General features: G+C 67.5%; 27 protein-coding genes and 1 tRNA gene. 17 read left to right on the top strand and 11 right to left on the bottom strand.

The window, feature by feature from the left end; all coding sequences use genetic code 11:
• The first annotated feature begins 15 nt into the window (after nucleotides 1-15).
• The 3 genes from ACW17V_RS13935 to galA all read left to right on the top strand — a co-directional run bounded on the left by ACW17V_RS13935 (nucleotide 16) and on the right by galA (nucleotide 6,848).
• Nucleotides 16-1,362 carry a glycoside hydrolase family 53 protein gene (locus ACW17V_RS13935; RefSeq protein ID WP_492105684.1) on the top strand — a complete coding sequence of 449 codons (1,347 nt, stop codon included), beginning with the start codon at nucleotides 16-18 and terminating at the stop codon, nucleotides 1,360-1,362.
• A 215-nt stretch (nucleotides 1,363-1,577) separates the two neighbouring features.
• Nucleotides 1,578-4,199, top strand: a complete 2,622-nt coding sequence (locus tag ACW17V_RS13930; RefSeq protein WP_492105683.1) for a TonB-dependent receptor — start codon at nucleotides 1,578-1,580, stop codon at nucleotides 4,197-4,199.
• Between the two features lie 150 nt (nucleotides 4,200-4,349).
• Complete coding sequence (gene galA, locus ACW17V_RS13925; RefSeq protein WP_492105682.1) at nucleotides 4,350-6,848, top strand: beta-galactosidase GalA; 2,499 nt, start codon at nucleotides 4,350-4,352, stop codon at nucleotides 6,846-6,848.
• A gap of 151 nt (nucleotides 6,849-6,999) precedes the next feature.
• On the opposite strand, the gene ACW17V_RS13920 is transcribed toward galA, so the two are convergent.
• The 4 genes from ACW17V_RS13920 to ACW17V_RS13905 all read right to left on the bottom strand — a co-directional run bounded on the left by ACW17V_RS13920 (nucleotide 7,000) and on the right by ACW17V_RS13905 (nucleotide 10,185).
• Complete coding sequence (locus tag ACW17V_RS13920; protein WP_492105681.1) at nucleotides 7,000-7,818, bottom strand: HTD2 family dehydratase; 819 nt, start codon at nucleotides 7,816-7,818, stop codon at nucleotides 7,000-7,002.
• Complete coding sequence (locus ACW17V_RS13915; protein WP_492105680.1) at nucleotides 7,818-8,999, bottom strand: acyl-CoA dehydrogenase family protein; 1,182 nt, start codon at nucleotides 8,997-8,999, stop codon at nucleotides 7,818-7,820. Before ACW17V_RS13915 ends, ACW17V_RS13920 begins: the two co-directional genes overlap by 1 nt.
• 125 nt (nucleotides 9,000-9,124) lie before the next feature.
• Nucleotides 9,125-9,571 carry a hypothetical protein gene (locus ACW17V_RS13910; protein WP_492105679.1) on the bottom strand — a complete coding sequence of 149 codons (447 nt, stop codon included), beginning with the start codon at nucleotides 9,569-9,571 and terminating at the stop codon, nucleotides 9,125-9,127.
• Nucleotides 9,572-9,591: 20 nt separating this feature from the next.
• Nucleotides 9,592-10,185 (bottom strand): response regulator, encoded by a 594-nt coding sequence (locus tag ACW17V_RS13905; RefSeq protein ID WP_492105678.1) that lies wholly within the window; start codon nucleotides 10,183-10,185, stop codon nucleotides 9,592-9,594.
• Nucleotides 10,186-10,502: 317 nt separating this feature from the next.
• On the opposite strand from ACW17V_RS13905, the gene ACW17V_RS13900 reads away from it, so the two are divergent.
• Complete coding sequence (locus ACW17V_RS13900) at nucleotides 10,503-10,811, top strand: hypothetical protein (protein ID WP_492105677.1); 309 nt, start codon at nucleotides 10,503-10,505, stop codon at nucleotides 10,809-10,811.
• A gap of 30 nt (nucleotides 10,812-10,841) precedes the next feature.
• Here the strand turns inward: ACW17V_RS13900 and ACW17V_RS13895 are convergent, their stop codons facing one another.
• The gene (locus ACW17V_RS13895; RefSeq protein ID WP_492105676.1) at nucleotides 10,842-11,051 is read right to left on the bottom strand and encodes a hypothetical protein; all 210 of its coding nucleotides are present in this window, start codon (nucleotides 11,049-11,051) and stop codon (nucleotides 10,842-10,844) included.
• A gap of 29 nt (nucleotides 11,052-11,080) precedes the next feature.
• Nucleotides 11,081-11,353, bottom strand: a complete 273-nt coding sequence (locus tag ACW17V_RS13890; RefSeq protein WP_492105675.1) for a hypothetical protein — start codon at nucleotides 11,351-11,353, stop codon at nucleotides 11,081-11,083.
• Between the two features lie 121 nt (nucleotides 11,354-11,474).
• On the opposite strand from ACW17V_RS13890, the gene ccoN reads away from it, so the two are divergent.
• The 11 genes from ccoN (at nucleotide 11,475) to ACW17V_RS13835 (ending at nucleotide 22,013) form a co-directional block, all read left to right on the top strand.
• Nucleotides 11,475-13,124, top strand: a complete 1,650-nt coding sequence (ccoN, locus tag ACW17V_RS13885; RefSeq protein WP_492105674.1) for a cytochrome-c oxidase, cbb3-type subunit I — start codon at nucleotides 11,475-11,477, stop codon at nucleotides 13,122-13,124.
• Between the two features lie 8 nt (nucleotides 13,125-13,132).
• Nucleotides 13,133-13,876, top strand: coding sequence for a cytochrome-c oxidase, cbb3-type subunit II (gene ccoO / locus ACW17V_RS13880; RefSeq protein WP_492105673.1), 744 nt, complete (start codon nucleotides 13,133-13,135; stop codon nucleotides 13,874-13,876).
• The gene (locus ACW17V_RS13875; RefSeq protein WP_492105672.1) at nucleotides 13,873-14,040 is read left to right on the top strand and encodes a cbb3-type cytochrome c oxidase subunit 3; all 168 of its coding nucleotides are present in this window, start codon (nucleotides 13,873-13,875) and stop codon (nucleotides 14,038-14,040) included. Before ccoO ends, ACW17V_RS13875 begins: the two co-directional genes overlap by 4 nt.
• Complete coding sequence (gene ccoP, locus ACW17V_RS13870) at nucleotides 14,040-14,909, top strand: cytochrome-c oxidase, cbb3-type subunit III (protein ID WP_492105671.1); 870 nt, start codon at nucleotides 14,040-14,042, stop codon at nucleotides 14,907-14,909. Before ACW17V_RS13875 ends, ccoP begins: the two co-directional genes overlap by 1 nt.
• A gap of 5 nt (nucleotides 14,910-14,914) precedes the next feature.
• Complete coding sequence (ccoG, locus tag ACW17V_RS13865; RefSeq protein WP_492105670.1) at nucleotides 14,915-16,411, top strand: cytochrome c oxidase accessory protein CcoG; 1,497 nt, start codon at nucleotides 14,915-14,917, stop codon at nucleotides 16,409-16,411.
• Entirely contained in the window at nucleotides 16,408-16,902 is a 495-nt protein-coding gene (locus ACW17V_RS13860) for a FixH family protein (protein WP_492105669.1), read from the top strand. Before ccoG ends, ACW17V_RS13860 begins: the two co-directional genes overlap by 4 nt.
• A complete protein-coding gene (locus tag ACW17V_RS13855; RefSeq protein WP_492105668.1) occupies nucleotides 16,899-19,079 on the top strand; it encodes a heavy metal translocating P-type ATPase in 2,181 nt (726 codons plus the stop codon). Before ACW17V_RS13860 ends, ACW17V_RS13855 begins: the two co-directional genes overlap by 4 nt.
• Nucleotides 19,076-19,243 (top strand): cbb3-type cytochrome oxidase assembly protein CcoS, encoded by a 168-nt coding sequence (gene ccoS, locus ACW17V_RS13850; protein WP_492105667.1) that lies wholly within the window; start codon nucleotides 19,076-19,078, stop codon nucleotides 19,241-19,243. The genes ACW17V_RS13855 and ccoS overlap by 4 nt, the downstream gene beginning before the upstream one ends.
• A 64-nt stretch (nucleotides 19,244-19,307) precedes the next feature.
• Nucleotides 19,308-20,702, top strand: a complete 1,395-nt coding sequence (gene hemN / locus ACW17V_RS13845) for an oxygen-independent coproporphyrinogen III oxidase (protein ID WP_492105666.1) — start codon at nucleotides 19,308-19,310, stop codon at nucleotides 20,700-20,702.
• Nucleotides 20,703-20,808: 106 nt separating this feature from the next.
• Nucleotides 20,809-21,273, top strand: a complete 465-nt coding sequence (locus ACW17V_RS13840; protein WP_492105665.1) for a hypothetical protein — start codon at nucleotides 20,809-20,811, stop codon at nucleotides 21,271-21,273.
• Nucleotides 21,270-22,013 carry a helix-turn-helix domain-containing protein gene (locus ACW17V_RS13835; protein WP_492105664.1) on the top strand — a complete coding sequence of 248 codons (744 nt, stop codon included), beginning with the start codon at nucleotides 21,270-21,272 and terminating at the stop codon, nucleotides 22,011-22,013. The genes ACW17V_RS13840 and ACW17V_RS13835 overlap by 4 nt, the downstream gene beginning before the upstream one ends.
• 197 nt (nucleotides 22,014-22,210) lie before the next feature.
• Here the strand turns inward: ACW17V_RS13835 and ACW17V_RS13830 are convergent.
• Nucleotides 22,211-22,286, bottom strand: a tRNA-Lys gene (locus tag ACW17V_RS13830).
• A gap of 81 nt (nucleotides 22,287-22,367) precedes the next feature.
• Here ACW17V_RS13830 and ACW17V_RS13825 point away from each other — a divergent pair.
• The gene (locus ACW17V_RS13825; protein ID WP_492105663.1) at nucleotides 22,368-22,706 is read left to right on the top strand and encodes an Hpt domain-containing protein; all 339 of its coding nucleotides are present in this window, start codon (nucleotides 22,368-22,370) and stop codon (nucleotides 22,704-22,706) included.
• Here ACW17V_RS13825 and ACW17V_RS13820 read toward each other — a convergent pair.
• Together ACW17V_RS13820 and ACW17V_RS13815 are read right to left on the bottom strand one after the other, a co-directional pair.
• Complete coding sequence (locus ACW17V_RS13820) at nucleotides 22,703-23,245, bottom strand: DUF4199 domain-containing protein (RefSeq protein WP_492105662.1); 543 nt, start codon at nucleotides 23,243-23,245, stop codon at nucleotides 22,703-22,705. The genes ACW17V_RS13825 and ACW17V_RS13820 overlap by 4 nt on opposite strands.
• A 109-nt stretch (nucleotides 23,246-23,354) precedes the next feature.
• Complete coding sequence (locus ACW17V_RS13815; protein WP_492105661.1) at nucleotides 23,355-23,768, bottom strand: helix-turn-helix transcriptional regulator; 414 nt, start codon at nucleotides 23,766-23,768, stop codon at nucleotides 23,355-23,357.
• Between the two features lie 111 nt (nucleotides 23,769-23,879).
• On the opposite strand from ACW17V_RS13815, the gene ACW17V_RS13810 reads away from it, so the two are divergent.
• On the top strand, nucleotides 23,880-24,710 hold the full coding sequence (locus ACW17V_RS13810; RefSeq protein WP_492105660.1) for a TIGR00266 family protein: 831 nt from the start codon (nucleotides 23,880-23,882) through the stop codon (nucleotides 24,708-24,710).
• A gap of 25 nt (nucleotides 24,711-24,735) precedes the next feature.
• On the opposite strand, the gene ACW17V_RS13805 is transcribed toward ACW17V_RS13810, so the two are convergent.
• A complete protein-coding gene (locus ACW17V_RS13805; protein WP_492105659.1) occupies nucleotides 24,736-25,065 on the bottom strand; it encodes a chorismate mutase in 330 nt (109 codons plus the stop codon).
• Nucleotides 25,066-25,071: 6 nt separating this feature from the next.
• On the bottom strand, nucleotides 25,072-26,028 hold the full coding sequence (gene gcvA, locus ACW17V_RS13800) for a transcriptional regulator GcvA (RefSeq protein WP_492105658.1): 957 nt from the start codon (nucleotides 26,026-26,028) through the stop codon (nucleotides 25,072-25,074).
• Between the last annotated feature and the right edge of the window lie 85 nt (nucleotides 26,029-26,113).

The following is a 26,113-nucleotide window of genomic DNA, read 5'->3' as shown; positions in this document are numbered from 1 at the left end:
CCCAGGAGCACCCGCATGACCCGTCCCTTCGGCGCGAGCCTTCTGGCCTGCGCGGCCCTGCTGAGCGGTCAGGCCCAAGCGCAGCAGCCGCCGTCCTATCTGGGCGTCGACATCTCCTACGCCAACGAGATGGACGACTGCGGCGCGGTCTATCGCGCCGGTGGGCAGCGGGTGGAGCAGTACGCCTTCTTCAAGTCGGCGGGCGCCAATGTGGCGCGGATCCGCATCTGGAACGACCCGGACTGGACGCCCTATTCCAACCTCGCCGACGTGAAGAAAAGCATCGCCCGGGCCCGCGCCGCCGGCCTGCAGGTGCTGCTGGATTTCCACTATTCCGACGACTGGGCCGATGGCGACAAGCAACTGGCGCCCAAGGCCTGGGCGACGCTGTCGACCCCCGATCAGGCCAGGGCGCTCTACGCCTTCACCCATGACACCCTGACGACCCTGGACCGCGAGGGGCTGATGCCCGACCTGGTACAGGTGGGCAACGAAACCAATGGTGAGATCGTCTCAACCCTGGCCCGCGCCAAGGACCCGATCGACTGGACCCGCAACGCCCTGTTGTTCAACGCCGGCATCAAGGCGGTGCGCGACGCCGGCGCGACCGCGAAGATCAAGCCACGGATAATGCTGCACATTGCCCAGCCCGAAAACGTCGAGCCGTGGTTCGCGGCGGCGGCCAAGGCGGGCGTGACCGACTTCGATCTGGTCGGGATCAGCTATTACAGCAAGTGGTCCAAGCGCACGATGGCGCAGTTGGGCGAGACCATCAACCGGATGCGCCACCTCTATCCGGCCGACGTCCTGGTGGTCGAAACCGCCTATCCGTTCACCAATGAAGGCGCCGATTCCTCGCCCAACCTGCTGGGTCAGGACTCGCTGATCGCTGGCTATCCAGCCACGCCGGCGGGACAGAAGACGTACCTGACCGACCTGACCCAACTGGTCTTCGCCAGTGGCGGGGTAGGGGTCGTCTACTGGGAGCCGTCCTGGGTTTCGACCCGGTGCAAGACCCGCTGGGGCACGGGCTCCAACTGGGAAAACGCCGCCCTGTTCGACTTCAAGGGCGAGGCTGTCGAAGGCGTCGACTGGCTGAAGACGCCCTATGTCCATCCAGTAGACGTGACCTTCCGCGCTCCCGCCGGCGCCGAGGCGCAGCGCTTCATCGACGGCGATTTCCTGGGCGGCGCCGGGCCTTTGCCCATGGTCCGCCAGGGAGCTTCTTGGATTTACAGGACCCGGTTGATGCCCGGCGCTTCGGTCACCGTGGCGACCGCGGCGGCCCGAGAGGCGGTCGCCGACGCGCCGGCCGCGACGGCGGTCGTGGGGCAGGGCGCGACAATGATCCCGGTGTCATGACGCGAAACCCTTGCCAAATGTGATTGATACGATAAATAGGTTCCCTTCGGTCAGGCCCCGTGCCGAACCGGAAGTGTCCATCAGAGGCGCGACAACAATTTCGGTGCGGTGATCCGCGCCTGACTGATCCAGCGGGTGTCCGCGCTGGCCATCGTCGACGCCACAAAGCCGCTGCGCCCAACGAGGCGCGCGCGTTCCAAAACTCGGGGGAAACCATGACGCGCCATGCCATTCTGCTCGCCGCCGCCAGCGGCCTGACGCTCGCCGCCGCAACCGGCGCCTATGCCCAGACCACCGAAACCGCCCAGGTCGAGGAAGTCGTCGTCACCGGCGTGCGCAAGAGCCTGCGCGACGCCCTGGCCGTGAAGCAGGGCTCCGACAAGGTGGTTGAGGCCATCTCGGCCAAGGACATCGGCGTCCTGCCCGATGTGACCATCGCCGAATCCATCGCTCGCCTGCCGGGCGTCAACGCCACCCGCGACCGCGGCAATGACAGCCAGGCCGTGGTGCGCGGCCTGGGCGCGCGTCTGGTGCTGGGCACCATCAACAACCGCGAAGTGGCCTCCACCGAGCCGGACCGCAACGTCCGCTGGGAGATCTATCCGTCGGAAGTCGTCTCGGGCGTGCAGGTCTACAAGTCGCAGTCGGCCGACCTGATCGCCGGCGGCGTGGCCGCGACGATCAACATCGATACGATCGCCCCGCTCGACTACAAGGGCCCCAGCTTCGTCGGCCGCGTCGGCCCCGTCTATTATGACGGCGGCAAGGACATCCCCAACTACGACACCACCGGCTACCGGGCCTCGGGCTCGTTCGTGCACAAGTTCAACGACGATCTGGCCGTCGTCCTGGGGCTCACCGCCCAGCGCCAGAAGAACGGCTATGGCTCGTTCACGGGCTGGGGCTACAACGACTCGCTGGCCCGCGCGCCGGCCGGCGCCAGCGACTACAGCGGCGACCTGAACGGCGACGGTAAGCTGGACGCCACCCCGTGGGGCGCCCAGATGTCGGCCAGCCGCATTGACCAGAAGCGCACCGGCGTTTCCAGCGGCCTGCAATGGCGTCCGACCGACAATTTCGAACTGAAGGGCGACGTCCTCTATTCCAAGATCAAGATCTCGGAACTGCAGGACCAGACCGTCTGGGGCCGTAACAACTGGGGCAACTGGAACAACGGCAATCTGGGCGACTACACCGCCGCCGGCGCGTCCTACACCCTGGTCAACAACACCGTGGTCGCCGCGCGCTTGCCCTTCAGCTCGGTCACCACCGTGTTGTCCAAGTACACCGAGGACAAGGACCTGCTGGTCGGCGGCCTGAACGGCAAGTGGACGCGCGACGTCTGGACCGTGGCCGGCGACGTCTCCTACTCCAAGGCCGAACGCACCAACTCGTGGAAGGGCGTCCGCGTCGAGGCCTATCCGGAATGGACCACCTTCGACACCCGGGCCGGCAAGACCCCGACCATCACCACCAGCGCCGCCAGCATCGGCCTGCCGCAGTTCGCCAACCAGTGGGGCTCGTATGATGGTCCCGAGCACCTGAACGACGAACTGAAGGCCGCGGCCCTGGACGTCACCCGCGACCTCGGCGACGGGGTGTTCAAGACCGTGCAGTTCGGCGTTCGCGCTTCGGACCGCACCAAGGACCACACCAGCTTCAGCTTCTCGCCGGCTCCGACCGGCGCGACCGTGGCGGCCAACCTGTTCACCGCCTACACGATCGGCAAGGGCGCCAACGTCCCGGCCATCCTGACCGGCGACATCGACAAGGTCGCGGCCGTCGCCTACGGCGCCAACGCGTTCGCCCTGTCCAACGCCACCGAGGAACTGGGCGAGCAGTGGGCCGTCAACGAGAAGGTCTATGAGGGCTACGGCAAGCTGAACTTTGGCCTCGACGCCATCGCCGGCTCGTGGCTGACCGGCAACGCCGGCGTCCGCGTCGTCCACACCGAGACCAGCAGCGACGGCCAGCAGCAGAACACCGCCGGCGTCTTCAGCGCCGTGACGGTGGACGCCGACTACACCGACATCCTGCCCTCGGCGAACGCCAAGTTCGACTTCGGCGACGGCAAGGTGGTGCGCCTGGGCGTGGCCAAGGTCATCGCCCGTCCGCCGCTGGACGAGCTTCGCGCCAGCCGCAGCCTGACCACTTGGTCGCCCTATACCGGCAGCGCGGGCAACCCGACCCTGGATCCGTTCAAGGCCTGGCAGTTCGACGCCTCGGCCGAATACTACTTCCGTCCCGAAGCCCTGATCGCGGCGTCCTACTACTACAAGGACGTCAGCTCCTATATCGGCTGGAAGCAGAGCCCGGTGGTCTACAACGGCATCACCTATGCGGTGTCCAGCCCGACTAATGGCGGCGGCGGCTACATCCAGGGCCTGGAACTGACCTTCCAGACGCCGTTCTTCTTCCTGCCCTCGGGTCTGGACAAGTTCGGGATCTATTCGAACTACGCCTATGTCGACTCCGACCTGAAGGAGTTCTCGCCGGCCAACAATCCGCTGGACATGACCGGCCTGGCCAAGAACACCGCCACGGTCGACCTGTGGTATGCCAGCGGCCCGCTGGAAGCGCGCCTGGGCTACAAGTACCACAGCCCGATGACCGTGATTTACGGCTGGAGCGGCGCGGACCTGCAGACCTTGGAGACCGAGAAGACCCTCGACTTCAGCTCGTCCTACCAGATCAACGACCACATCGGCGTGCGCTTCCAGGTCAACAACCTGACCAACGAAGCCCTGCGCATGTACCGCGACAACGATCCCAACCGGATCGGCCGCTACGACGTTTATGGCCGCCGCTTCCTGATGGATGTGACGGTGAAGTTCTAGGCCTTTCCGTCGCCTCCTCCTGCGAGGGGCGACGGCTGGCGGGTTCGCCCGCCATTTCTGGGATTCATCACTCCTCCCCGATGATCCTGCGACTGGGGAGGAAGCGCCGCGCTTCCTCCCCATTTTTTTGTTTTCAGCGTGAGGTCTCTGATGGTCGAACTCAGCCGCCGCGAAGCCCTGGCCGCCACTGCCGGAGCCGCCGCCCTGGCGGCCGCATCGTCCTCGATCGCCGCCGCGCCCGCGACGAGCGCGCCCGTTCTCGATCTGGCGCCGCGTGAGCGCCTGTCGCTGGATTTCGACTGGAAGTTCAAGCTGGGCCACGCCCAGGATCCCGCGCGTGACTTCGGTTTCGGCGCCAACCAGCGCACCTTCGCCAAGGCCGGCGCCAGCGCCCCGAACTGGTGGGTGGCCGCCGCCGCCCAGGCGGATTTCGACGACAGCGCCTGGGCCCCGGTGACGCTGCCGCATGACTGGGCCGTCGAGCTGCCGTTTGTCGACAACCCCGCCTATGTCCCGTCCGGCAAGCCCGACGACGAGGACCTGCGCGCCGCCCATGGCTACAAGCCGCTGGGCCGCGAGTTTCCCGAGACCAGCATCGGCTGGTACCGCAAAACCTTCGCCCTGCCGGCCGCCGACGCCGGCAAGCGCCTGTCGATCGAGTTCGACGGCGCGTTCCGCGACGCCACGGTCATCGTCAACGGCTACATCCTGGAGCGCGAAGACAGCGGCTACAGCCCCTTCCGCGTCGACATCACCGACATCGCCAATGTCGGCGGCGACAACAGCCTGGTGGTGCGGATCGACGCCAGCCTGGGCGAGGGCTGGTTCTACGAAGGGGCGGGGATCTATCGTCACGTCTGGCTGGTCAAGACCGCGCCGGTGCACGTGCCGCAGTGGGGCGTCTTCGTGCGCGCCAGGGTGGACGGGACCCTGTCGATCGACACCGACCTGATCAACGAAAGCGACGTGCGCGCCGAGTTCGAGGTGCTGCACACGGTGCTGGACGCCCAGGGCAAGCCGGTGCTGACCCCCGCCCCCGCGCAGGGGCGTCTGCCGGCCTGGGAGCGCCAGTCACTGGCCCTGACGGTTCAACTGCCCAATCCCGTGCTGTGGTCGCTGGAAAACCCGCACCTCTATGGGCTGGTCACCGAGGTGAAGGTCGGCGGCGTGAGGGTCGATCGCGTCGTCACCCGCTTGGGTGTCCGCTCGGTCGCCTTTGATCCGGCCCGGGGCTTCTTCCTCAACGGCCAGTCGGTGAAGCTGAAGGGTTCCTGCAACCACCAGGACCACGCCGGGGTCGGGGCGGCGATCCCCGACGCCCTGCAGGTCTGGCGGCTGGAGCAGCTGAAGGGCATGGGCTGCAACGCCTATCGCGCTTCGCACAATCCGCCGACACCCGAGCTGCTGGACGCCTGCGACCGCCTGGGCATTCTGGTCATCAACGAGACCCGCCGGATGTCCAGCGACGAGACCTCGCTGGACGAGCTGGAACGCCTGGTGCGCCGCGACCGCAACCACCCGTCGGTGATCCTGTGGTCGATCGGCAACGAGGAGCCCCAGCAGGGCACGGCGCGCGGGGCCCGCGTGGCGCGGACGATGAAGCGGCTGGTCAATCGCCTTGACCCCACGCGCGGCGTCACCGCCGCCATGGATTCAGGGTTCGGCGAGGGCATCACCGAGACGCTGGACGTCATCGGCTTCAACTATCGCCACGAGAAGATGGACGACTTCCACGCCCGCTTCCCGAACCTGCCGATCATCGGCAGCGAGAGCGGCAGCGTAGTCACGACGCGCGGCGAATACGTCCGCGACGAGACCAAGAGCTATGTCCCGGCCTATGACACCGACCATCCCTGGTGGGCGACGACGGCCGAGAAGTGGTGGAGTCACGCGGCCGACCGTCCGTGGATGGCCGGCGGCTTCATCTGGACGGGCTTCGACTATCGCGGCGAACCGACACCCTTCAACCGCTGGCCCAGCATCAGCTCGCACTTCGGCGCGCTGGATACCTGCGGCTTTCCCAAGGACAACTATTTCTACTACCGCGCCTGGTGGCGGCCCGAGCCGCTGCTGCACCTGCTGCCGCACTGGAACTGGGAAGGCCGCGAGGGCCAGCCGATCGCGGTGTGGGCGCACAGCAACTGCGACAAGGTCGAGCTGTTCCTGAACGGCAGGAGCCAGGGTGTGCGCGAGGTGGCGCGCAACCGCCATGTCGAATGGTCCGTGCCCTATGCGCCGGGCGTGCTCGAAGCGCACGGCTACAGGAACGGCAAGGTCATCCTGCGCGAGCGTCGCGAGACCGCCGGCCCGGCCGCATCCCTGCGCCTGACCGCCGACCGCTCGCGCCTGAAGGCCGACGGCCAGGACGTTGCGATCTTCAAGGTCGAGGTGCTGGACGCCAAGGGCCGGCCGGTGCCGCGCGCCGATGATCTGGTGGTGTTCGAACTGTCAGGCCCTGGCCAGGTGATCGGCGTCGGCAACGGCAATCCCACCAGCCACGAGCCCGACGTCGCCAGCCAGCGCAAGGCCTTCAACGGCCTGTGCCAGGCCATCGTGCGGACACGGCGCGGGGCGGCGGGCGAGGTGCGGGTCACGGCTTCGGCCAAGGGGCTGAAGGGCGCGAGCGTGGTGCTGAGGGCAGAGGCCTAACTTTTCTCCGCTCTCCCCGGCGAAGGCCGGGGCCCAGATCGAACCCTGAGAGGTCGGTGTGCTTGGCTATGTCCGAAGGCGCATCATCCCCAAACGCTCTGGATGAATCTGGGCCCCGGCTTTCGCCGGGGAGAGCGGACTTTGGGGAATTTTAAGGCGCCCACTCCACCCGAGCCGTCATCGCCAGCCATCCCTCGGCCGATCGCGCCCAAAGCTCCGCGCCGCCATCCACGCGCTTGCCGCAGACGTCGAACGGCGCGCCGTCGAACAGCGGGCGCACGGCTCTGAACGAGAAGCGCGTCACAGTCCGCTCTGGGGGCAAGGCCTCCAGCAGGCTCAGCGCGATCAGCGGCCCGTGGACGACCAGCCCCGGATAGCCCTCGCCCTCCATTGCATAGGCCCGGTCATAGTGGATGCGGTGGGCGTTGAAGGTCGCCGCCGAGAACCGCATCAGCAACGCCGCGTCGGGCGTCACGGTCACGCGCCAGTCTGCGTCGTCCGGCGCGGCGACGGGGTAGGGGGCGGGCTCGCCCGGCGCCGGGGCGGGGCGATAGACGATGGTCTGGGTCTCGGAGACGCAGAGCACGCCGCCTTGCGAAATCCGCCGCTCGACCTCGACGAAGGTCAGGGGCCCGCTCTTGCCCGCCTTTTCGGAAATGGAGGCGATATGCTCGACCCACTCGGTCTCGACACCGGCCAGGAGCGGCGCCGCGAACCGCATGTCGGCCGCGGCGAACATCCGGCGCGGGGCCGGGACCGGGGGCATGAAGCCGCCGCGCAGCGGGTGGCCGTCGGGGCCGATCTGCGACTGGCGGGGCGTCTCGACCGCGCAGGCCCAGTGCCAGGCCGGCGGGACCTCCGTCGGCGCCTCGGGCCGATCCAGCACGGCGGCCAGGCGCGCCAGATCGCCCGGCGCCAGCACCTCGACCCTGCGGCGCTCACGGCCGATCCAGTCCTCGAGCCGCGCCATCAGTACGACCTCGGCAGGCCCAGCACATGCTCTGCCACATAGGCCAGGATCATGTTCGTCGAGATCGGGGCTACCTGGTAGAGCCGGGTCTCGCGGAACTTGCGCTCGACGTCGTATTCCTCGGCGAAGCCGAAGCCGCCGTGGGTCTGCAGGCACATGTCGGCGGCGGCCCAGCTGGCCTCGGACGCCAGCATTTTCGCGATATTGGCGTGCTCGCCGCAGGGCAGGCCGGCCTCGTAGCGGGCGGCGGCGTCATAGACCGTCAGGCGCGCGGCGTGGCCCTGCGCATAGGCCCTGGCGATCGGGAATTGCACGCCCTGGTTCTGGCCGATCGGGCGATTGAAGACGCGGCGCTCATTGGCGTAGTCGCGGGCCTTGCCGATCAGCCAGGCGCTGTCGCCCAGGCATTCGGCTGCGATCAGGATCCGTTCGGCGTTCATGCCGTCGAGGATGTATTTGAAGCCCTTGCCCTCTTCGCCGATCAGGCTGTCGGCGGGAATGACCAGATTGTCGAAGAACACCTCGGTGGTGGCGTGGTTCAGCATGGTGGCGATCGGCTTGATCGTCAGGCCGTTACCCTTGGCCGCGCGCATGTCGACCAGGAACACCGACAGGCCCTCGCTCTTCTTGGCTGCCTGATCCTTGGGCGTGGTGCGGGCCAGCAGCACCATCAGGTCGGAGTGCTCGGCGCGGCTGGTCCAGACCTTCTGGCCGTTGACCACATAGGTGTCGCCGTCTCGCCGGGCGAAGGTGCTGATCGAGGTGGTGTCGGTGCCGGCGGTGGGCTCGGTCACGCCGAAGGCCTGCAGCCGGATCGAACCGTCGGCCACGGCGGGCAGCCATTTCTGCTTCTGCTCAGGTGAGCCGTGCCGTAGCACCGTGCCCATGGTGTACATCTGGGCGTGTAGGGCCGCGGCGTTGCCGCCATTGGCGTGGACCTCTTCCAGGATTGCGGCCGCCGCGGTCAGGCCAAGGCCGCTGCCGCCGTATTCCTCGGGGATCAGCACGCCCAGCAGACCGGCGCGGGTCATCGCCTGCACGAAATCGGTGGGATAGGCCTTCTCGCGATCCAGGCCCCGCCAGTAGCTGCCCGGAAAGTCGCGGCACAGGGCGCGGACGGTGTCGCGCAGGGCCTGCAAGAGCTGAGGGTCGGTCGCCGTCGGGGCGGGAGAGGAGCTCATGGTGCGGCCTTGGGCAAATCCACGCGCGTCCGGATCGAACGCGCGTTTGATTCCCAGCTTAGCGCCATTGCGCCAGACCGCGAGAGGCTTGAGAGCAGGCGCCGCAGGGGCGGGCGCGCCTTAAATCAGGCCGCCTCGGCCTTTGCGGTCTCCCGCGCCTTGGCGAGAATGCGTCCGAGGCCGTTCAGGATCGACTCCTGGTCGATTTCGGAGTCGGCTCGGCGGTGCAGGAGTTTCAGGCTGGAGACATGGACCGTGACGCCAGCCCGGGTGGTCGGATCGGTCGGTATGGCTTCGTCCAGCAGTTCGCACAGCGACCGCGCGGCGCGTTCGACGCCGTTGATCTGCTCGGCCAGCGAGAAGTTGATGATGTCGCTCGACAGACGATAGAGGGTGGGGACCGCCTGAACCGAAAAGGGGTTGGACAGGCGCTCAAGCTCGACCAACGCCTCGTCGATCGAGCCCAGCAACGGCTCGCGCATGGTTTCGAGCGCCTGCTCGGCGCGCTCTAGGGCCTCGGCGGCATAGATGCCGCCGGGCTGCTTCATCAGCTCGGCCAGGCGAGGTTTCATTCGTGTCTTTTTGACTTCGCTCACGCGGCTGTCCTCTGCGGTTTGACCAGCTGGTCCAATTCGGTCTGGCTAAGGTTGTCGTCCGAGGGCTCGCCAATCTCGGCGGCCTGGTCGTCGCGACGGCGTCCGTCGGGATATTCCACGGGCGGGCCGGCGTTCCGCCACCGGCGATCGGGGCCGACATAGACATCACATTCGATGAAGGCGCGGTCCGAGCGGGCGACCCAGAGAATGCGCTCCAGCAGAACCTGGGGCGACAGCGGCTTGGCCACCATGAAGCTGGCGCCGCAATCGCGCGCGCGCACCACATCGCGCATGGGTGTGTGGGCCGACACCAGGATCGCGGGCGTCTGGCGCAGGGTTTCGTTGGTCTGCCGTCTGAGCCAGGCGATCAGATCATAGCCGTCCACATCCTTGATCTGGGCGTCGGTGAAGATCAGATCGACCGGACGGGCGCGCAACTCTTCCTGGGCCTCGCGGCCGGTGTTGACCCGCACCACGTTGCGCAGGCCAAACCCGGCCAGCACCGAGGCGAGGATGTCCTGCGCCTGGCCGTTGCTGTCGGCGATCAGCGCGCGCGCCTTATCGAGATTGATCAAGGTTGACGGCAGCATGGCATGTCCCAAACCTGCCAAGACCTAAGCGTAGGTCGATTTAAGATATTGCCGAGAACTTTAGTTAACGGCCGGGTGATGGCCTCGTTTTGGGTATTGGCCTCGACACTCGCCAGACTTTTAAGGGCTGTTGATTCCTGGAAAGCAAATTTTGCTCCAGCCCGGATATGTCAACTGTGACAAATCGCCAGATTTGGCTGGCCTTGGCTGTGCTATACTTTGACAGCTGGCGTTTCATTTTTGCGACGCGATCAGTCAGGCGCTCCGGACTTTCCGGTCGTTTCGGTCCGAACAGACTTGAAGGTGGAGCGAAGGGTATGGGCGAACCGGACAAGCAACTGGCCGAGGTGAGTTTCACATCCGAGGAGCTGGTCAAGCTTTTCGCCGCGACCTTCCTGCCGCTTTGCGAATTGCTCGAGACAGAGGGCGTGGTCGCGCGGGACACGATCGCCAGGGCCATGTCGTTCTATGTTCAGCCAGACGAGGATTCCGGCAGCGCGGCGATGGTCGCGGCGTTGCAGCTCACCTTGCGGCGACCGCTCGTCGAGTCGGATGTCGACCTGGGCGAGCCGCGCGGCAGGCTAGGGATGCGCGTCATCGACGGCGGATTGAGCCAACTGCGCTAGGGGCTCATCGGGCCCGGCGTCGCGTCCGTCTCAGGCGCTGTGCGCGTCGGCTTCCAGGACGTGGGCCAGGGCCAGGGCCAGACCGCTCCAGGACGAGCCCTCGTCCGTCACCGCGCAGGCGGTGATCTTTTGGGCCAGCACGCTTGTGTCCACGACGCCGGCCGCGCCCAGCGACCGGCACAACGGAAGGTAGGTTGCGGCGAACAGCCGCACCACATCGCCACCGGAAAAGACCGGCAATACGACCGTTTCCGGGTCGTCGACGCCACTCATCTCGCCGAGGCCGCCCGGGCGGGCGACAGCCGGCGCGAGTCGCGCCAGCGCAGGGCGAGGCTGCTCAGCAGCGCCAGACTGATCAGAAGGGCGGCGGGGCAGGCGGGGCAGTGACCCGCCAGCACCGACATATCCTGGGCGCTGCTACAGATCGGGCCCGCCATCAGGCGCGGCGCCGCCTGCCACAGGGCCACGCCCCAGCTGACCAGGGCCGTCACGGCGAGAGCAGTCTGGGACTTGCCCCAGATGTGGACGGTAGGGAACGGCATCGGCAACTCCGCAGGAATACGCCCATCGTCATTCACCCCGCTAAACGCTGCTTTGACAAGGATCAAAGTGGGGTCGAACAAATCGTGTGAGGCAGGGCCAAGTTCGCTGAACGGAGTCCGAATGTCCGCCCCGTCCCACCCCGATACAGGCCCGCCCGCCGGCTCGGCCGTGTTACTCGCCTTCGCGGTTGTAACCGCCTTCCTCGCCATCATGGGGGCTGGGCTCAGTCACGATCCGATCTTCAGGCTGCAGGCCGAGACCTTCGCGCTGGCCGCGGTGCTGGCGGCGTTCGCCCTGAATGCGGGGCTGGCCTCTGGAAACCTGCGGGACCAGCCGGATCGCTACAGCGACAACGTCATCAAGGCCGGCGTTATCGCCACCATGTTCTGGTGCGCCGCAGGCCTCGCGGCGGGCGTGCTGATCGCGGCCCAGCTTTCCTGGCCTCGGATCTTCTACTTCCCCGAGCTGGGATTTCTGAACTTCGGACGCCTGCGGCCCCTGCACACCTCGGCGGTGATCTTCGCCTTTGGCGGCAACGCCCTGATCGCCACCTCGTTCTGGGTCGTGCAGCGCACCTGCAAGGCCCGGCTGGCCGGGGGCATCGCCCCGTGGTTCGTGTTCTGGGGCTATCAGCTGTTCATCGTCATGGCCGCCACCGGCTATCTGATGGGCGCGACCCAGGGCAAGGAATACGCCGAGCCCGAATGGTACGTCGACATCTGGCTGACCATCGTCTGGGTGGCCTATCTGCTGGTCTTCCTGGGCACGCTCTGGAAGCGCAAGGAGCCGCATATCTATGTGGCCAACTGGTTCTATCTGGCCTTCATCGTCACCATCGCCCTGCTGCACCTGGTCAATAACGCCGGCGTTCCCGTCGGCCTGCTGAACCACAAGTCCTACGGCGTTTTCTCCGGCGTCCAGGACGCCCTGACCCAGTGGTGGTACGGGCACAACGCCGTCGGCTTCTTCCTGACCGCCGGCTTCCTGGCCATGATGTACTACTTCGTGCCCAAGCGCGTTCAGCGGCCCGTCTACAGCTATCGTCTGTCGATCGTGCACTTCTGGGCGCTGATCTTCATCTACATCTGGGCCGGCCCGCACCACCTGCACTACACGGCGCTGCCGCAGTGGGCCCAGACCCTGGGCATGACCTTCTCCATCATGCTGTGGATGCCGTCCTGGGGCGGCATGATCAACGGCCTGATGACCCTGTCGGGCGCCTGGGACAAGCTGCGCACCGACCCTGTGGTCCGGATGATGGTGGTGTCGATCGCCTTCTACGGCATGAGCACCTTCGAAGGCCCGGTGATGTCGATCCGCGCGGTCAACGCGCTCTCCCACTACACCGACTGGACCATCGGCCACGTGCACTCCGGCGCCCTGGGCTGGGTCGGCTTCATCAGCTTCGGCGCCATCTACTGCATGGTGCCCTGGCTCTGGAAGAAGGCCGGCATGTTCTCGAACAAGCTGATCGAGTGGCACTTCTGGATCGCGACCACCGGGATCCTGCTCTACATCGCCGCGATGTGGGTGTCGGGCATCATGGAAGGCCTGATGTGGCGCGAATACACGCCCCAGGGTTTCCTGGCCTACAGCTTCATCGAGACGGTTTCCGCCAAGCACGTCGAGAACGTCATCCGCACCGTTGGCGGCCTGATGTACCTCGCCGGCGCCGTGATCATGATCGTCAACATCTGGCGCACGATCCTGATGCCTTCCGAAGCCACGTCTGAACAGACGCAGCCCGCCCTCGCTCCCGCGATCGCCTGAGGTCCCCGATGTCACTCTGGAAACACCACGCCAAGTTCGAGCGGAACTCTCTGCTGCTCGTCGTCGGCATCCTCGTGGTCGTCTCGATCGGCGGGCTCGTGGAAATCGCCCCGCTGTTCTGGCTGCAAAGCACGATCGAAAAGGTCAACGGCATGCGTCCGTACACCCCGCTCGAGCTGGCCGGCCGCGACATCTATGTGCGTGAGGGCTGCTATCTCTGCCACTCGCAGATGATCCGTCCCCTGCGCGACGAGGTCGAACGCTACGGCCACTACAGCCTGGCGGCCGAGAGCATGTACGACCACCCGTTCCAGTGGGGGTCCAAGCGCACCGGTCCCGACCTGGCCCGCGTGGGCGGCAAGTACTCCGACTCCTGGCACCGCGACCACATGACCGATCCCCGGTCGGTCGTGCCGGAGTCCGTCATGCCTCCCTACAAGTTCCTGGCCGAGAAGGAGCTGGATTACAGCGACATCGCCGACAAGATGAAGGCCCTGCACACGGTCGGCGTCCCCTACACCAAGGACGAGATCGCCAACGCGAAGAAGGATCTCGAGGCCCAGGCCGATCCCTTCTCGACCGACGCGGTGGGCCTGCGCGGGCGCTACGGCGCCAAGGTGGTCAACCGCGACTTCGACGGCAATCCCGACAAGATCACCGAAATGGACGCCGCCATCGCCTATCTCCAGATGCTCGGCACCCTGGTCGATTTCAAATCCTACAAGGCCCAGGCTCCGGAGAACCAACGATGAGCGGACTCTCCTACGAAACCGTGGCGCGGTTCTCCCAGCAGGCGGGGCTGATCTATTTCGGCCTGATCTTCCTGGCGGGCGTCGCCTACGCCCTGTGGCCTTCCAAGAAGGCGGAATTCCAGCATGCCGCGCGCATGCCGCTGGATGACGAGGAAATGCTCTGATGGCGTCCGAACGCGAAACCGACGACGTCACCGGCGTCGAAACCACCGGGCACGAGTGGGACGGCATCCGTGAGCTCGACAACCCCCTGCCGCGCTGGTGGCTGTGGACCTGGTACGGCTGCATCGCCTTCGCGGTGGTCTACATGATCCTGATGCCGGCCTGGCCGGGCCTGCATGGCTACACCAAGGGCGTGCTGGGTCAGTCCGACCGGGTCAATGTGACCAGCGAGCTGGCGGCGCTCGACGTCCATCGCGGCGCCGGCGCGACGATGATGCGCAAAGCCAGCCTTGAGCAGATCGAAAAGGATCCTGAACTCCAGGCCTATGCGCAACAGGTCGGACAGTCGGTCTTTGGCGACAACTGCGCCACCTGCCACGGCATCGGCGGCACCGGTGGGACGGGCTATCCCAACCTGCGCGACGACGTCTGGCTTTGGGGCGGTACGTTGCAGGATATCCAGCACACCCTGCAGGTCGGCGTTCGCGCCGATCACGCCCAGACGCGCATGTCACAGATGCCCGCCTTCGGTCGCGACCAACTGTTGCCGCCCGCCCAGATCAGCGACATGACAGAGTATGTCGTGAAGCTTTCAGGACGTCCGGCCGACACCGCCGCCGTCGCCCGCGCCGCGCCCGTCTACGCCATCCAGTGCGTTGCCTGCCACGGCGCGGACGGTCGCGGGATTCAGGCGCTCGGCGCCCCCAACCTGACGGACGCCGATTGGCTCTATGGGTCCGATCGCGCGGCCATCAGCGGGCAGATTTACGCCGGCAAGGGTGGCGTCATGCCCGCCTGGGGCGGTCGTCTGAGCCCGGAAACCATCAAGGCCCTCACGGTCTATGTCCACGCCAACGCGGGCGGTCAGTAGGGCCCATGCCCACCCTCATCGACAACACCCGTCCCAAGTCTGACACCCGGGCGACGGTCTCGGCCGCCGCCCGGGCCAAGGGCAAGGGAGACGCCAAGGGCGGCCTCTACAAGCCGCGCGAGCCGATCTATCCCAAGCTGGTGCATGGTCGCTGGCGCACGATCAAGTGGGCGCTGCTGATCGTCACCCTGGCGATCTACTACATCACGCCCTGGATCCGCTGGGCGCGGCCGGGCGACCTGCCGCAACAGGCGGTGCTGGTCGATTTCGCGGGACGCCGCTTCTACTTCTTCGACATCCAGCTGTGGCCGCAGGAAGTCTATATCTTCACCGGCCTGCTGGTGATCTCGGCCCTGGCGCTGTTCCTGGTCACGGCCCTGTTTGGCCGGCTTTGGTGCGGCTATGCCTGCCCGCAGACGGTCTGGACCGACCTCTTTATCGTGGTCGAGCGCGCGTTCGAGGGCGACCGCAACGCCCGCATGCGCCTGGACGCCCAGCCGATGTCGTTCGACAAGGCCTGGCGAAAGACCGGCAAGCACCTGGTCTGGCTGGGCATCGCCTTCGGCACCGGCGGGGCCTGGATCTTCTATTTCCATGACGCGCCGACCCTGATCCGCACCTTCTGGATCGGGCAGGGGGCGATGACGGCCTATGTCTCCTGCGCCCTGCTGACGGCGACCACCTATGTCTTCGCCGGCTGGATGCGCGAGCAGGTCTGCACCTACATGTGCCCCTGGCCCCGCATTCAGGGCGCCATGCTGGACGAGCACTCGCTGCAGGTGGCCTATCTGCGCGACCGCGGCGAGCCTCGCGGCCCTCACAAGAAGGGCCAGTCCTGGGACGGACGGGGCGACTGCATCGACTGTCACCAGTGCGTCGTCGTGTGCCCCATGGGTATCGACATCCGCGACGGCAGCCAGCTGGAATGCATCAACTGCGGCCTCTGCGTCGACGCCTGCGATGACATCCTGGGACGCCTGGGTCGCCCGACCGGCCTGATCGCCTATGACACCGACTCCGCCGTCGCCGCCCGCGCCTGCGGCCAGAAGGCCGTCTACAAGCCTATCCGCCCCCGGACGATCTACTACGCCCTGGCCCTGACCCTGGTCTCGGGCCTGACCCTTTGGGCCCTGATCGGCCGGCCCAAGGCCGACGTCCATGTCATCCGCGACCGCAACCCGATCTTCGTGCGCATGCACGATGGCGCGGTGCGTGACGGCTATACCCTGAAGATCGCCAACCGCACCTTCGAGGACCGCCGTTTCGAGATCGCCTTCGCCGGCCTGGAGGGGGCGCGCCTCAGCCAGCCGGGACGTCCGCTGGGCGCCAGCGTCGGCGTCCTGGTGCCCGCCGACGAGGTCGTGGCCGTGCGGGTGTTCGTCACCGGACCGGCCGACCCCGAACGTCCGCACAGCCTTCCGGGCCGCTTTGTCGTCCGCTCGGGCGACATCCAGACCGAGGCCAAGACCGTCTTCCTTTCCGGAGCCGCGAACCCGAAATGACCCAGGCCGCATCCTCTCCGATCCCCCCCGCCAAGGGCGCCATCACCGGCTGGCACGTGCTGGCGGGGATGGTGCTGTTCTTTGTCATTATCATCGCCGTGGACACGCTGTTCATCGTCAAGGCCTATCGCAGCTTCTCGGGCGAGGTGGCCTCCAACCCGTATGAGGCCGGGCTGGCCTTCAACCGCACCCTGGCCCAGCGCCAGCGCGAGGAGGCCCTGGGCTGGACCGCCGTGATCGAGCGCCCCGAGCCGGGCGTCGTGGCCTTGCGGATGACCGACAAGGCCGGTCAGCCGCTCTCGACCCTGTCGCTGACCGGGACCCTGGACCGCCCTGCCACGGAAGTGGGGCGCCAGACCCTGAACTTCAAACCGACGGGCGATGGCTGGTATCGCGCCGCGGCCCGGCTGGACGGCGCCTGGGATCTGCGCGCCACCGCCCGCAACGCCCAGGACCAGTTCGAGATCGAAAGCCGGCTGGTGACCCCATGACCCCGGCCCTGGCCATCCCACGCGATCTCGAGGCCTTCGTCCGCCGCGACGCCGCGGGCAAGGGACGGCTGGAGCTGCTGGTCAACGGCGCTCGCTGCGCCGCCTGCATCGGCAAGATCGAAAAGGCTGTCGGGGCCCTGCCGGGGGTCGAAGGCGCGCGCCTGAACCTGACGACCGGCAAGCTGGCCGTGGATCTGAAGGCCGTGTCGGCCAATCCCGATCGGGTGGTCGAGGTGGTCGAGGGGCTGGGCTATCGCGCCTGCCTGTACGATCCGACCGAAGCCGCCGCCGCGCAGGACCGCGAGGGCCGCGAGCTGGCCGTGGCCCTGGGCGTCGCCGGCTTCGGCGCGGGCAATGTGATGATGTTCACCGTCCCGGCCTGGGCGGGACTGTTCGGGCAGGAGCTGAACGCCTCGACCCTGACAGTGATGTACTGGATGGCCGCCATCGTCGCCACGCCCTGCGCGCTGTTCGCGGGACGGCCGTTCTTCCGCTCGGCCTGGGCGTCGCTGCGGCGCGGCAAGGCCAATATGGACGTGCCGATCTCGATCGGCGTGATCCTGACGCTGATCGTCAGCTTCTCCGAGACCATCCTGGGCGGGAAACACGCCTATTTCGACGCGGCGGTGACCCTGCTGTTCCTGCTGCTGATCGGGCGCTATCTGGATCACCGGCTGCGCAACACCGCCCGGTCGGCGGCGCGTGATCTTCTGGCGCTGCAGACGCCGTTCGCCGTGCGTCTGGTCGGTCCGCTGGAGCAGGGCGTGCCGATCGCGGATGTGCGGGTCGGCGACCATCTGGTGGTCGCGCCCGGCGACCGCATTCCCGTGGATGGCCGCGTCGAAAGCGGCGGCTCCGAACTCGACAACGCCCTGATCACCGGCGAGACCGCCCTGGTCTCCGTCGCCGCCGGGGCCCGGGTTCACGCCGGCGCGCTCAATCTCAGCGGCCGTCTGGTCATGGTGGCCACCGCCCGCAGCGAGGACTCCACCCTGGCGGCGATCGGCCGGCTGATGGAGGCCGGCGCCCAAAGCCGCTCCCGCTATGTGCGTCTGGCCGACAAGGCCGCCGCCCTCTACGTGCCCGTCGTCCATACCCTGGCCGCCCTGACCTTCGTGGGCGGATGGGCTCTGGGCCTGGGTCCGCGCGAGGCGCTGCTGCGGGCCGCCGCCGTGCTGATCGTCACCTGTCCCTGCGCCCTGGGTCTGGCGGTGCCGGCCGTCCAGATCGCCGCCAGCAGCCGGCTCTTCCGCCGGGGCGTGCTGGTCAAGTCGGGAGCCGCGCTGGAGCGGCTGGCCGAGGTTGACCATGTGGTGTTCGACAAGACCGGCGTGCTGACCGAGGGCCAGCCCCGGCTGCTCGATGCGCCGGCCCATCTGGTCGCCATGGCCGCCCCTCTGGCGCGCGGCTCGCGTCATCCGCTGGCGCGGGCCATGGCCGCGGCCGCCGGCCTTGGCGTTGTCGCCGACGATTGCGTCGAGACCCCCGGTCAGGGCGTCGAAGGGGTGATCGACGGCCGGCGCGCGCGGCTGGGCCGGGCCGCCTTCGTGGGCCTGCACAGCGAGGGCGCGCTGGAGACCGAGCTGTGGTTCGGCTTCGAGGACGACGTGAAGATCCGCTTTGTATTCGAGGACCAGCCTCGCGCCGACGCGGCCAGCACGATCGCCGGCCTCAAGGCCATGGGGCTGACAGTCGAGATCCTGTCCGGCGATCTGGCCGGGCCGGTCGAGCGCGTGGCCCGGGCCGTGGGTCTGGACGCCTCGGAGTGGCGTGCGGGCCTGACGCCCTTCGAGAAATCGGCGGCCATTGACGCGCTCAAGGCTTCGGGCCGGCGTGTCCTGATGGTGGGCGACGGTCTCAACGACGCCGCGGCCCTCGCGCGGGCTCACGCCTCGATGGCGCCGTCGGCGGCGGTCGACGCGGCCCAGAGCGCGGCCGACCTGGTGTTCACGGGGCAGGCCCTGTCGGTGGTGATCGACGCCATCGCGACGGCGCGCACGGCCCGGCGACGGGCGCTGGAGAACTTCGCCTTCTCGGCGCTCTACAACCTCGTGGCGGCCCCGGCGGCCATCGCCGGTCTGCTCAACCCGTTCATCGCCGCCCTGGCGATGTCGGGCTCGTCGATCATCGTCCTGCTCAACGCCCTGCGGCCCAGTACGGTCAGGATGCCCAAATGACGATCCTGCTGTTCCTGGCCCCCGCATCGGTGGCGCTGGGCGCGCTGGGCCTGGCGGCCTTTCTGTGGACGATGCGATCGGGCCAGTACGACGACCCCAAGGGCGACGCCGAACGGATCCTCTACGACCATCTGGAAGACCTGCCGCCGCCGCGCGGCGATTGATCCAGATCACGGTCGGCCGACCGACGGCGTGGAACAGTCACGGGCGACGCAAGGAGCCCTGATCATGATCGCCACGCTGACAAAAGACGCCGCCGCCGAGCCTGTCGTCGCGCGCCGCCCGTCGGCGTTCGACGTTCGCGACAGCCGGGCCCCGCGCTACACCAGCTATCCGACCGCCCTGCAATTCTCCGACGCCGTCGACGGCGATGTCTATGGCCAGTGGCTGGCAGCGCTGGACCCCGCCGAGCGGGTGTCGCTGTATGTCCACGTGCCGTTCTGCGCGCGGCTGTGCTGGTACTGCGGATGCCATACCCGCGTGGTCAAGAAGGCCAGCCTGATCAGCGACTATGTCGAGAACCTGATCGAGGAGCTGGCGCTGGTGGAGGCGCGACTGCCGGGCCGCCTGACCGCCGGCGCGCTGCATCTGGGCGGCGGCACGCCCAACATGCTGTCGCGTGACGATCTGGTCCGGCTGTTTGGCGCGCTCAAGCACGTCTTCCGCTTCGCGCCGGGGATCGAGATCTCGGCCGAGCTCGACCCGGCCACCCTGACGGAAAGCTGGGTTCGGGCGGCGGCCTTCCACGGCCTGACGCGCGCCAGCCTGGGCGTTCAGGACCTGGCGCCGCATGTCCAGGACGCCGTCAACCGCATCGAACCCTTCGAGACCGTGGCGCGGGCGGTCGGCTGGCTGCGCGCCGCCGGCGTGGGCTCGATCAACCTGGACCTGATGTACGGCCTGCCGCGCCAGACCACGGCGGATGTGCGCTCGACCCTGGACGCGGTCCTGACCCTGCGGCCCGAGCGCATCGCGCTGTTTGGCTATGCCCACGTGCCATGGGCCAAGCCGCATCAGCGCCTGCTGCCCGAGGATGAGCTTCCCGGCTCCGAGGCCCGGCTGGAGCAGAGCCAGTCGGCGGCCGAACGGCTGGTCAGCGAGGGGTATGTCGCCATCGGCATCGACCATTTCGCTCTTCCGGACGACGCCCTGGCCGTCAGCAAGGCTGACGGCGTGCTGCGCCGCAATTTCCAGGGCTATACGACCGATTCCTGTCCCACCCTTTTGGGCTTTGGGGCCTCGTCGATCGGCCGTCTCCCGCAGGGCTTTGTGCAGAACCTGCCGCCCGAGGTCGCGTGGCGCACCGCGATCGCCGAGGGCCGTTTGCCGGTGTCCCGAGGTCTGGTGCTGACCGACGATGACCGCCTGCGTGGTGATGTGATCGAGCGGCTGATGTGCGATTTCAGCGTCGATCTTGGCCAGGTCGCCCAGCGGCACGGGGTCGAGGCGTCGGTGTTCGCCGATGATCTGGTCGCCCTGCAGGGGCTGGTTCAGGAGGGCCTGGCCGTGGTCCGCGGCGGTGTCGTCGAGGCGACCCAGCACGGCCGCGCCTATGTGCGTCTCGTGGCCCAGGTGTTCGACCGCCGGTCGGCCAAGGGCGCTGGATTCTCCAAGGTCATCTAGCTCAGCGTCCCAGACGAGGGGTTGAGCGGTTTGGTCGCGCCGCCGCTTGACGCCGATCAATTCGCGCGCGCCCGGACAGGGCAAGCTTGCGGCAGGGAGACTGTCGATGCCAACCCCATCCTCTTTACCGCTCGAACGGCGTCATCTCGATCTGGGCGCGGACTATCTGCTGCGCTCGGTCGCGATCCTGGGGTCGTTGTTTGGCGGAGACGTTTCCCGGGGCCTGATCTATCTGACCGCCCTCCAGGCCTCGTCGCAGCACCTGCGCAACACTCAGGACCCGGGCCGGATCCCGTCCGCCGATGACGACCAGCGCCGGCCTGTCAGCCTGTCGTCGATCGCCAGGGCCCTGAGCATGTCGGTCGAAACCACAAGGCGCCAGGTGCTGCGCCTCGAGCACGACGGCTTTGTCGACCGCACCGCCAATGGCGGGGTGATGGTTCGTTTTTCGGGACCAAACAGCGAGGCCCTGCGCGAGGCGCTCGTCGTCAACAGCGTCAATATCCAGCGCCTTGGCGGGGGCTTGCAGCGCCTGCGCGCCGAGACGCCCAGCTCCCGGAAACTGGCATGACGGTCCAGGCCGACAGTCTCGACGTCGCCGTTCGGCGGACGGCAGGCCGCGCGCGCCGGGCGCGGAGCGACGCCTTTGCCGGGCTGTTTCTTTTCGCCGACCTTGCTCCGGCCGACCGGATGGCGCTGCAGGGAGCCGCGACTGTGCGGACTTTCGAAAAGGGCGAGGCGGTGATCGACTCCGCCGGAGGCGACGGGCTGATCGTGCTGTGCGAGGGGGCGGCGGCCCTGAGCATCGATGACGACGGTCGTCGCGCGGTGCTGGCCGTGGTCTCCGCGCCCCAGGCGCTGAACCTGGCCTGCGTCATGGCGCGGTCCAGCCCCCTGGTGTCGTGGCGGGCGGCCGAGCGTTGCAGGGTGATGTTCCTGCCCCGGGCGCTGTTCCTCGACGTTGTTGCGCGAGACGCGCGCTTTGCGGCGAATGTCGCTTCGGCGCTGGCCGGCGCCTATCAGGGCATGGTCGCGACCGCCGCGGCCCAGCGCCTGCGCTGCGCCCAGGAACGCCTCGCGGACTATCTGCTGTCGCTGCCGTCCGCGCCGGGCGACGAAGCCGAGGTCCGGCTGCCCCATTCCAAGCATTTGCTGGCGTCGCTGTTGGGGATGACGCCGGAAAATCTGTCGCGAACCCTGGTCGCGCTCGCGCCGCATGGCGTGACGGTGCAGGGCGCGGATGTGCGGATCGCCGATCGTCAGAGACTGCGCGACGCCGTCGGCTGGCTGGGCGCGGCGTCGGGAGCCTGAGGGCTCGGGGCAGCGTCAGGCGCCGCGTCTGGTGTTTTTCGGCGGGGCGGCGTACCGGAGGCGCGTGCAGGGCGCCAGCGCGCCACCAGCGGAGGCCGGTTTGAAAAGTTTGCCGTTCCAGGCGTCGTCAGAGACGGCGCAGCCGTCCGCGCTTCCCCAGAGGGGAAATTCCAAGTCGTGGAAATTTAAGCGGAAAGTGGTGGGCGCAGTAGGATTCGAACCTACGACCCGCTGATTAAGAGTCAGCTGCTCTACCAACTGAGCTATGCGCCCGCTCGGTCCGAAGCACTTGACTGCCCCGGCGGCGAGGCGCGGAACATACGCAAAGATTCCTGGAACGCAAGGGACTATTTCGTGGCCAGACGAGACATCAGCGGCGCGGTCGATTTCGCCTATCTGGAAGGGTTCGCCGCAGGCGATTCCGGGGTGGTCGACGAGGTGCTGGCCTTGTTCCGCGAACAGGCCGCCATGTGGGCCCCCATGCTCGATCCGGCCCATGCCGGCTGGCGCGACGCGGTCCACACCGTCAAGGGCGCGGCGCGGGGCGTGGGAGCGTTTTCACTGGGCGATGTCTGCGAGGGCGTCGAGGAGGGTCAGGAGAGCCTGGAGGCGGTCAGGACGGCCCTGGACGCGGCGCTCATGGACATCGCCGCCTACGCCCATGAGCAGATGCTGAAGTCGTTGAAGGGCTAGGCCTTCAACGGCCGCGCCCTGGCCGGCAGGAAGCGCGGGTTGCGCAACAGGGCCGCGCTGACCAGCGTGACCAGCAGGCCGACCGGGAAGATCTCGGCGAAGGTCATCGGCATGCGCAGCAGGGGATTGCGGTACATCTCGACCATGCCCTGCATCTCCCTGGCCAGCTTGTCATAGGCCGCGCCGGTGACGCCGGCGGCGCGCTTGGCCTCCAGGGTGGTGGCCACATAGCGCTCCATGAAGGTGTAGTTCGTCAGGGCCAGATAGACTTCCCAGATCAGCACATAGGCCAGGCCGGCGATCACGGCGATGCTCAGGCCCACCTGCACGGCGCGCCAGAAACCGATGACGCCGCCCAGGGTCTGGTCGCGATACTGCTTGATCCCCACCAGGATCGCCGACAGGGCCACCAGCATGATCAGATAGCCCAGCCACACGTTCGAGTGCGGCGCGTCGCCATTCCACAGGATCGTGCCGATGATGCCGGCGATGGTCACAAGGCCGGCGACGAGGCCGTGGGTCAGGATGATGCGGAGCATGGCGAGCTGGTCTTTCGTGTTGTGATGAACAGACACCGAGCGTGCGGACTGGAGAAAGGCGGCGCCATCACCCAAAAGGGTGAAATCGACCTTCTCAGCCGTTTGGGCCTCATGGAATCAGCTGCAGGTCGCGGGCCTTGTGGATCGCTTGGGTGCGACGCCGGACCTCCAGCTTGCCGAACAGGTTGGCCAGGTGGGTCTTCACGGTGTTGGGTGACAGGCCCAGGGTCAGGGCGATCTCCTTGGTGGACTGACCCTCGGCCAGCCGTTCCAGCACGCGGACTTCCTGACCGGTCAGGCCAAGGGACTTCACGGCGGCGGTGTTGCGCGAGAAGGCTTGCGGCGCGTGGCGCGAGGCCAGCTTCCAGCCCACCCAGACCCCGCCCACGGCGAAGGCCGCGCCGATGACGGCGACATAGATCTCTCGCGAGAAGGCGCGCACCACGTACTGGTATTCCAGCCACTGCAGCGCGAAGGCGCCGGCGGTCAGAACCAGGGCCCAGGGGAGGATGGTGCGGATCATGGCGCGATGGTGCGCGATCCGCGCCAAGCGTCAACAGGCAGGGCGCGTCGGGGTCTTGGGAGAGGAGAGTCGGCGTTCTAGATTAGGCGCTCGTTCAAAGGAGCCTTTCCCATGCCCCCCAGCCCCTGGCACCACCAGCGCAACGCCAATGTCGCCGACGACATCGACTTCGACATCAAGGGGCAGGAGCTCCAGTTCGTCGAGATCGAGCTGGATCCGGGCGAGAGCGCCATCGCCGAAGCCGGCGCCTTCGTCTGGAAAGACGCCAGCATCGAGATGACCACCGTGTTCGGCGACGGTGCGGGCGACCAGGGCGGCGGCTTCATGGGCAAGCTGCTGGGCGCGGGCAAGCGCCTGATCACCGGCGAGAGCCTGTTCACGACCGTCTTCACCCATACCGGCCAAGGCAAGGCGCGGGTGGCCTTCGCGTCGCCGACGCCGGGGTCAATCCTGCCGCTGAACCTGGGGCAACTGGGGGGAACCCTGATCTGCCAGAAGGACAGCTTCCTGGCCGCCGCGCGCGGCGTGTCGATCGGCATCCACTTCCAGAAGCGGATGATGACCGGCCTGTTCGGCGGCGAAGGCTTCATCATGCAGAAACTGGAAGGCGACGGCTGGGTGTTCGTCCAGATGGGTGGAACCCTGGTCGAGCGCGAGCTGGCGCCGGGCGAAGAGCTGCACGTCGATACCGGCTGTCTGGCCGCCTACACCCCCGGCGTCGACTTCGATCTGGTGATGGCCGGCGGGGTCAAGAGCGTGCTGTTCGGCGGCGAGGGCCTGTTCTTCGCCCGCCTGCGCGGTCCCGGAAAGGTCTGGATCCAGTCGCTGCCGTTCTCGCGCCTGGCCGGCCGGATGATGCAGGCGGCGGGCGGACAGGGCGGCAACCAGGGCGAAGGCTCGCTGCTGGGCGGCCTGGGCGACCTGATCGGCGGGAATAGGTAGGATCAGCGGGGCTGAGGTTCGCGCCTCAGCCCTTCGTCTTGTCCCAGCTGTCGTACTCATAGGCGATGCAGCGGTCGATCAGGGTGCGCCACACCGGCTCGGCGATGGATTCGGACAGGCCGGTCTCGCGGGCGGCGGCCTTGACCTTGGTCACCACGTCCTCGATCCGCGCGCGGTCGAAGACCTTGGAGCGGTCGGCCTTGATGCGGGCGGCGGCGGCCATATAGCCCTGGCGTTCGGTCAGCAGCGCCACCAGGGCGCGGTCCAGGGCGTCGACGCCCTGACGCACGTCAAGCATGGTCTGGCAGTCGTCGGGAACCAGCCGTTCGCCGACCTCGATATTCGTCTTGACCATGAAACCCTAGATACCCGCGCCGTTGTCCATCGTGAGGAGCGCCGCCTCGTGCGCGGCGGCCTCGTCCTTGAGCCAGGCGACGAAGGCCTTCACCTGAGGCAGTCGTCCCTTGGCCTTGGGATGGACGACGTAATAGGCAAAGTCGACCGCCGTGGCCATCTCGAACGGGATCACCAGGCGTCCGGCGTCCAGATCGGCCTGGGCCAGGGTGCGCTTGGCCAGGGCCACGCCGCGGCCGTTGGCGGCGGCTTCGATGACCATGCTGGACTGGTTGAAGCGGGGGCCGCGCGAGCCGTCGATGCTGCGCAGGCCGCGCGCCGCCAGCCACATGGCCCAGTCAGGGCAGCTGTCGTCGGCGTCGGGCGAGCCGTCGTGCAGCAGGATGTGGTGTGAGAGATCCTCTGGCGCCGCGAGTGGATTTTCGGCCAGCAGGCTCGGGCTGACCACCGGCACCACCGTCTCGCTGAGCAGGCGGATGACCTCAAGACCCGGATAACGGCCCGAGCCGTAGCGAATCGCCAGATCAACCTCGCCGGCCGCGAAATCGACCACTTCCATACCGGCCGACAGCCAGACATCGACCTGGGGCTGGGCCTGCTCGAACTTGCCCAGGCGCGGCACCAGCCACTTGGCGGCGAAGGAGGGAGCGGCCGTCAGGGTCAGGCGGCGGCCGTCGACGGCGGCGGTCAGTAAGGACGCGGCCTCGGCCAGGCGATCGAAGGCCTCGCGCAGGGCGGGCAGGGCGGTCTGGGCCGCATCGGTCAGCAGCAGGCCCTTGGGCGTGCGCTTGAACAGGGCAGCTCCGACATAGTCTTCCAGGTTCTGGATCTGCTGGCTGACGGCGCCGGGGGTCACCGAAAGCTCGTCGGCGGCGCGGCTGAAGTTCAGGTGGCGGGCTGCAGCCTCGAATGCCCGAAGGGCATTCAACGGGGGAAGCCTACGGCGCTCGTTCTGTCTTTCCATGAGTTTTACTGAACGCCTCGGCAGAAGTCCTTGTTTGCGAATTGGACCGCCCGCGACCAGTTTGCAAGGGCTCGCTGGTGGATTG

This window comes from Caulobacter sp. FV2ye17ST, from assembly GCF_058680955.1.
The sequence above is the reverse complement of the archived record's forward strand: the minus strand, read 5'-3'. Positions and strand labels throughout refer to the sequence as shown.

What these genes read in the sequence shown, in the direction of transcription:
- ACW17V_RS13810 (WP_492105660.1), top strand. Translation starts at nt 23,880, where the DNA reads ATGCCCCCCAGCCCCTGGCACCACCAGCGCAACGCCAATGTCGCCGAC.
- ACW17V_RS13860 (WP_492105669.1), top strand. Translation starts at nt 16,408, where the DNA reads ATGACCCAGGCCGCATCCTCTCCGATCCCCCCCGCCAAGGGCGCCATC.
- ACW17V_RS13840 (WP_492105665.1), top strand. Translation starts at nt 20,809, where the DNA reads ATGCCAACCCCATCCTCTTTACCGCTCGAACGGCGTCATCTCGATCTG.
- ccoO (WP_492105673.1), top strand. Translation starts at nt 13,133, where the DNA reads ATGTCACTCTGGAAACACCACGCCAAGTTCGAGCGGAACTCTCTGCTG.
- ccoN (WP_492105674.1), top strand. Translation starts at nt 11,475, where the DNA reads ATGTCCGCCCCGTCCCACCCCGATACAGGCCCGCCCGCCGGCTCGGCC.
- ACW17V_RS13875 (WP_492105672.1), top strand. Translation starts at nt 13,873, where the DNA reads ATGAGCGGACTCTCCTACGAAACCGTGGCGCGGTTCTCCCAGCAGGCG.
- ACW17V_RS13905 (WP_492105678.1), bottom strand. Translation starts at nt 10,185, where the DNA reads ATGCTGCCGTCAACCTTGATCAATCTCGATAAGGCGCGCGCGCTGATC.
- ACW17V_RS13920 (WP_492105681.1), bottom strand. Translation starts at nt 7,818, where the DNA reads ATGGCGCGGCTCGAGGACTGGATCGGCCGTGAGCGCCGCAGGGTCGAG.
- ACW17V_RS13820 (WP_492105662.1), bottom strand. Translation starts at nt 23,245, where the DNA reads ATGCTCCGCATCATCCTGACCCACGGCCTCGTCGCCGGCCTTGTGACC.
- ACW17V_RS13890 (WP_492105675.1), bottom strand. Translation starts at nt 11,353, where the DNA reads ATGCCGTTCCCTACCGTCCACATCTGGGGCAAGTCCCAGACTGCTCTC.
- galA (WP_492105682.1), top strand. Translation starts at nt 4,350, where the DNA reads ATGGTCGAACTCAGCCGCCGCGAAGCCCTGGCCGCCACTGCCGGAGCC.
- gcvA (WP_492105658.1), bottom strand. Translation starts at nt 26,028, where the DNA reads ATGGAAAGACAGAACGAGCGCCGTAGGCTTCCCCCGTTGAATGCCCTT.
- ACW17V_RS13935 (WP_492105684.1), top strand. Translation starts at nt 16, where the DNA reads ATGACCCGTCCCTTCGGCGCGAGCCTTCTGGCCTGCGCGGCCCTGCTG.
- ACW17V_RS13910 (WP_492105679.1), bottom strand. Translation starts at nt 9,571, where the DNA reads ATGAAACCTCGCCTGGCCGAGCTGATGAAGCAGCCCGGCGGCATCTAT.
- ccoG (WP_492105670.1), top strand. Translation starts at nt 14,915, where the DNA reads ATGCCCACCCTCATCGACAACACCCGTCCCAAGTCTGACACCCGGGCG.
- ACW17V_RS13855 (WP_492105668.1), top strand. Translation starts at nt 16,899, where the DNA reads ATGACCCCGGCCCTGGCCATCCCACGCGATCTCGAGGCCTTCGTCCGC.
- hemN (WP_492105666.1), top strand. Translation starts at nt 19,308, where the DNA reads ATGATCGCCACGCTGACAAAAGACGCCGCCGCCGAGCCTGTCGTCGCG.
- ACW17V_RS13900 (WP_492105677.1), top strand. Translation starts at nt 10,503, where the DNA reads ATGGGCGAACCGGACAAGCAACTGGCCGAGGTGAGTTTCACATCCGAG.
- ACW17V_RS13915 (WP_492105680.1), bottom strand. Translation starts at nt 8,999, where the DNA reads ATGAGCTCCTCTCCCGCCCCGACGGCGACCGACCCTCAGCTCTTGCAG.
- ACW17V_RS13815 (WP_492105661.1), bottom strand. Translation starts at nt 23,768, where the DNA reads ATGATCCGCACCATCCTCCCCTGGGCCCTGGTTCTGACCGCCGGCGCC.
- ACW17V_RS13930 (WP_492105683.1), top strand. Translation starts at nt 1,578, where the DNA reads ATGACGCGCCATGCCATTCTGCTCGCCGCCGCCAGCGGCCTGACGCTC.
- ACW17V_RS13805 (WP_492105659.1), bottom strand. Translation starts at nt 25,065, where the DNA reads ATGGTCAAGACGAATATCGAGGTCGGCGAACGGCTGGTTCCCGACGAC.
- ACW17V_RS13835 (WP_492105664.1), top strand. Translation starts at nt 21,270, where the DNA reads ATGACGGTCCAGGCCGACAGTCTCGACGTCGCCGTTCGGCGGACGGCA.
- ccoP (WP_492105671.1), top strand. Translation starts at nt 14,040, where the DNA reads ATGGCGTCCGAACGCGAAACCGACGACGTCACCGGCGTCGAAACCACC.
- ccoS (WP_492105667.1), top strand. Translation starts at nt 19,076, where the DNA reads ATGACGATCCTGCTGTTCCTGGCCCCCGCATCGGTGGCGCTGGGCGCG.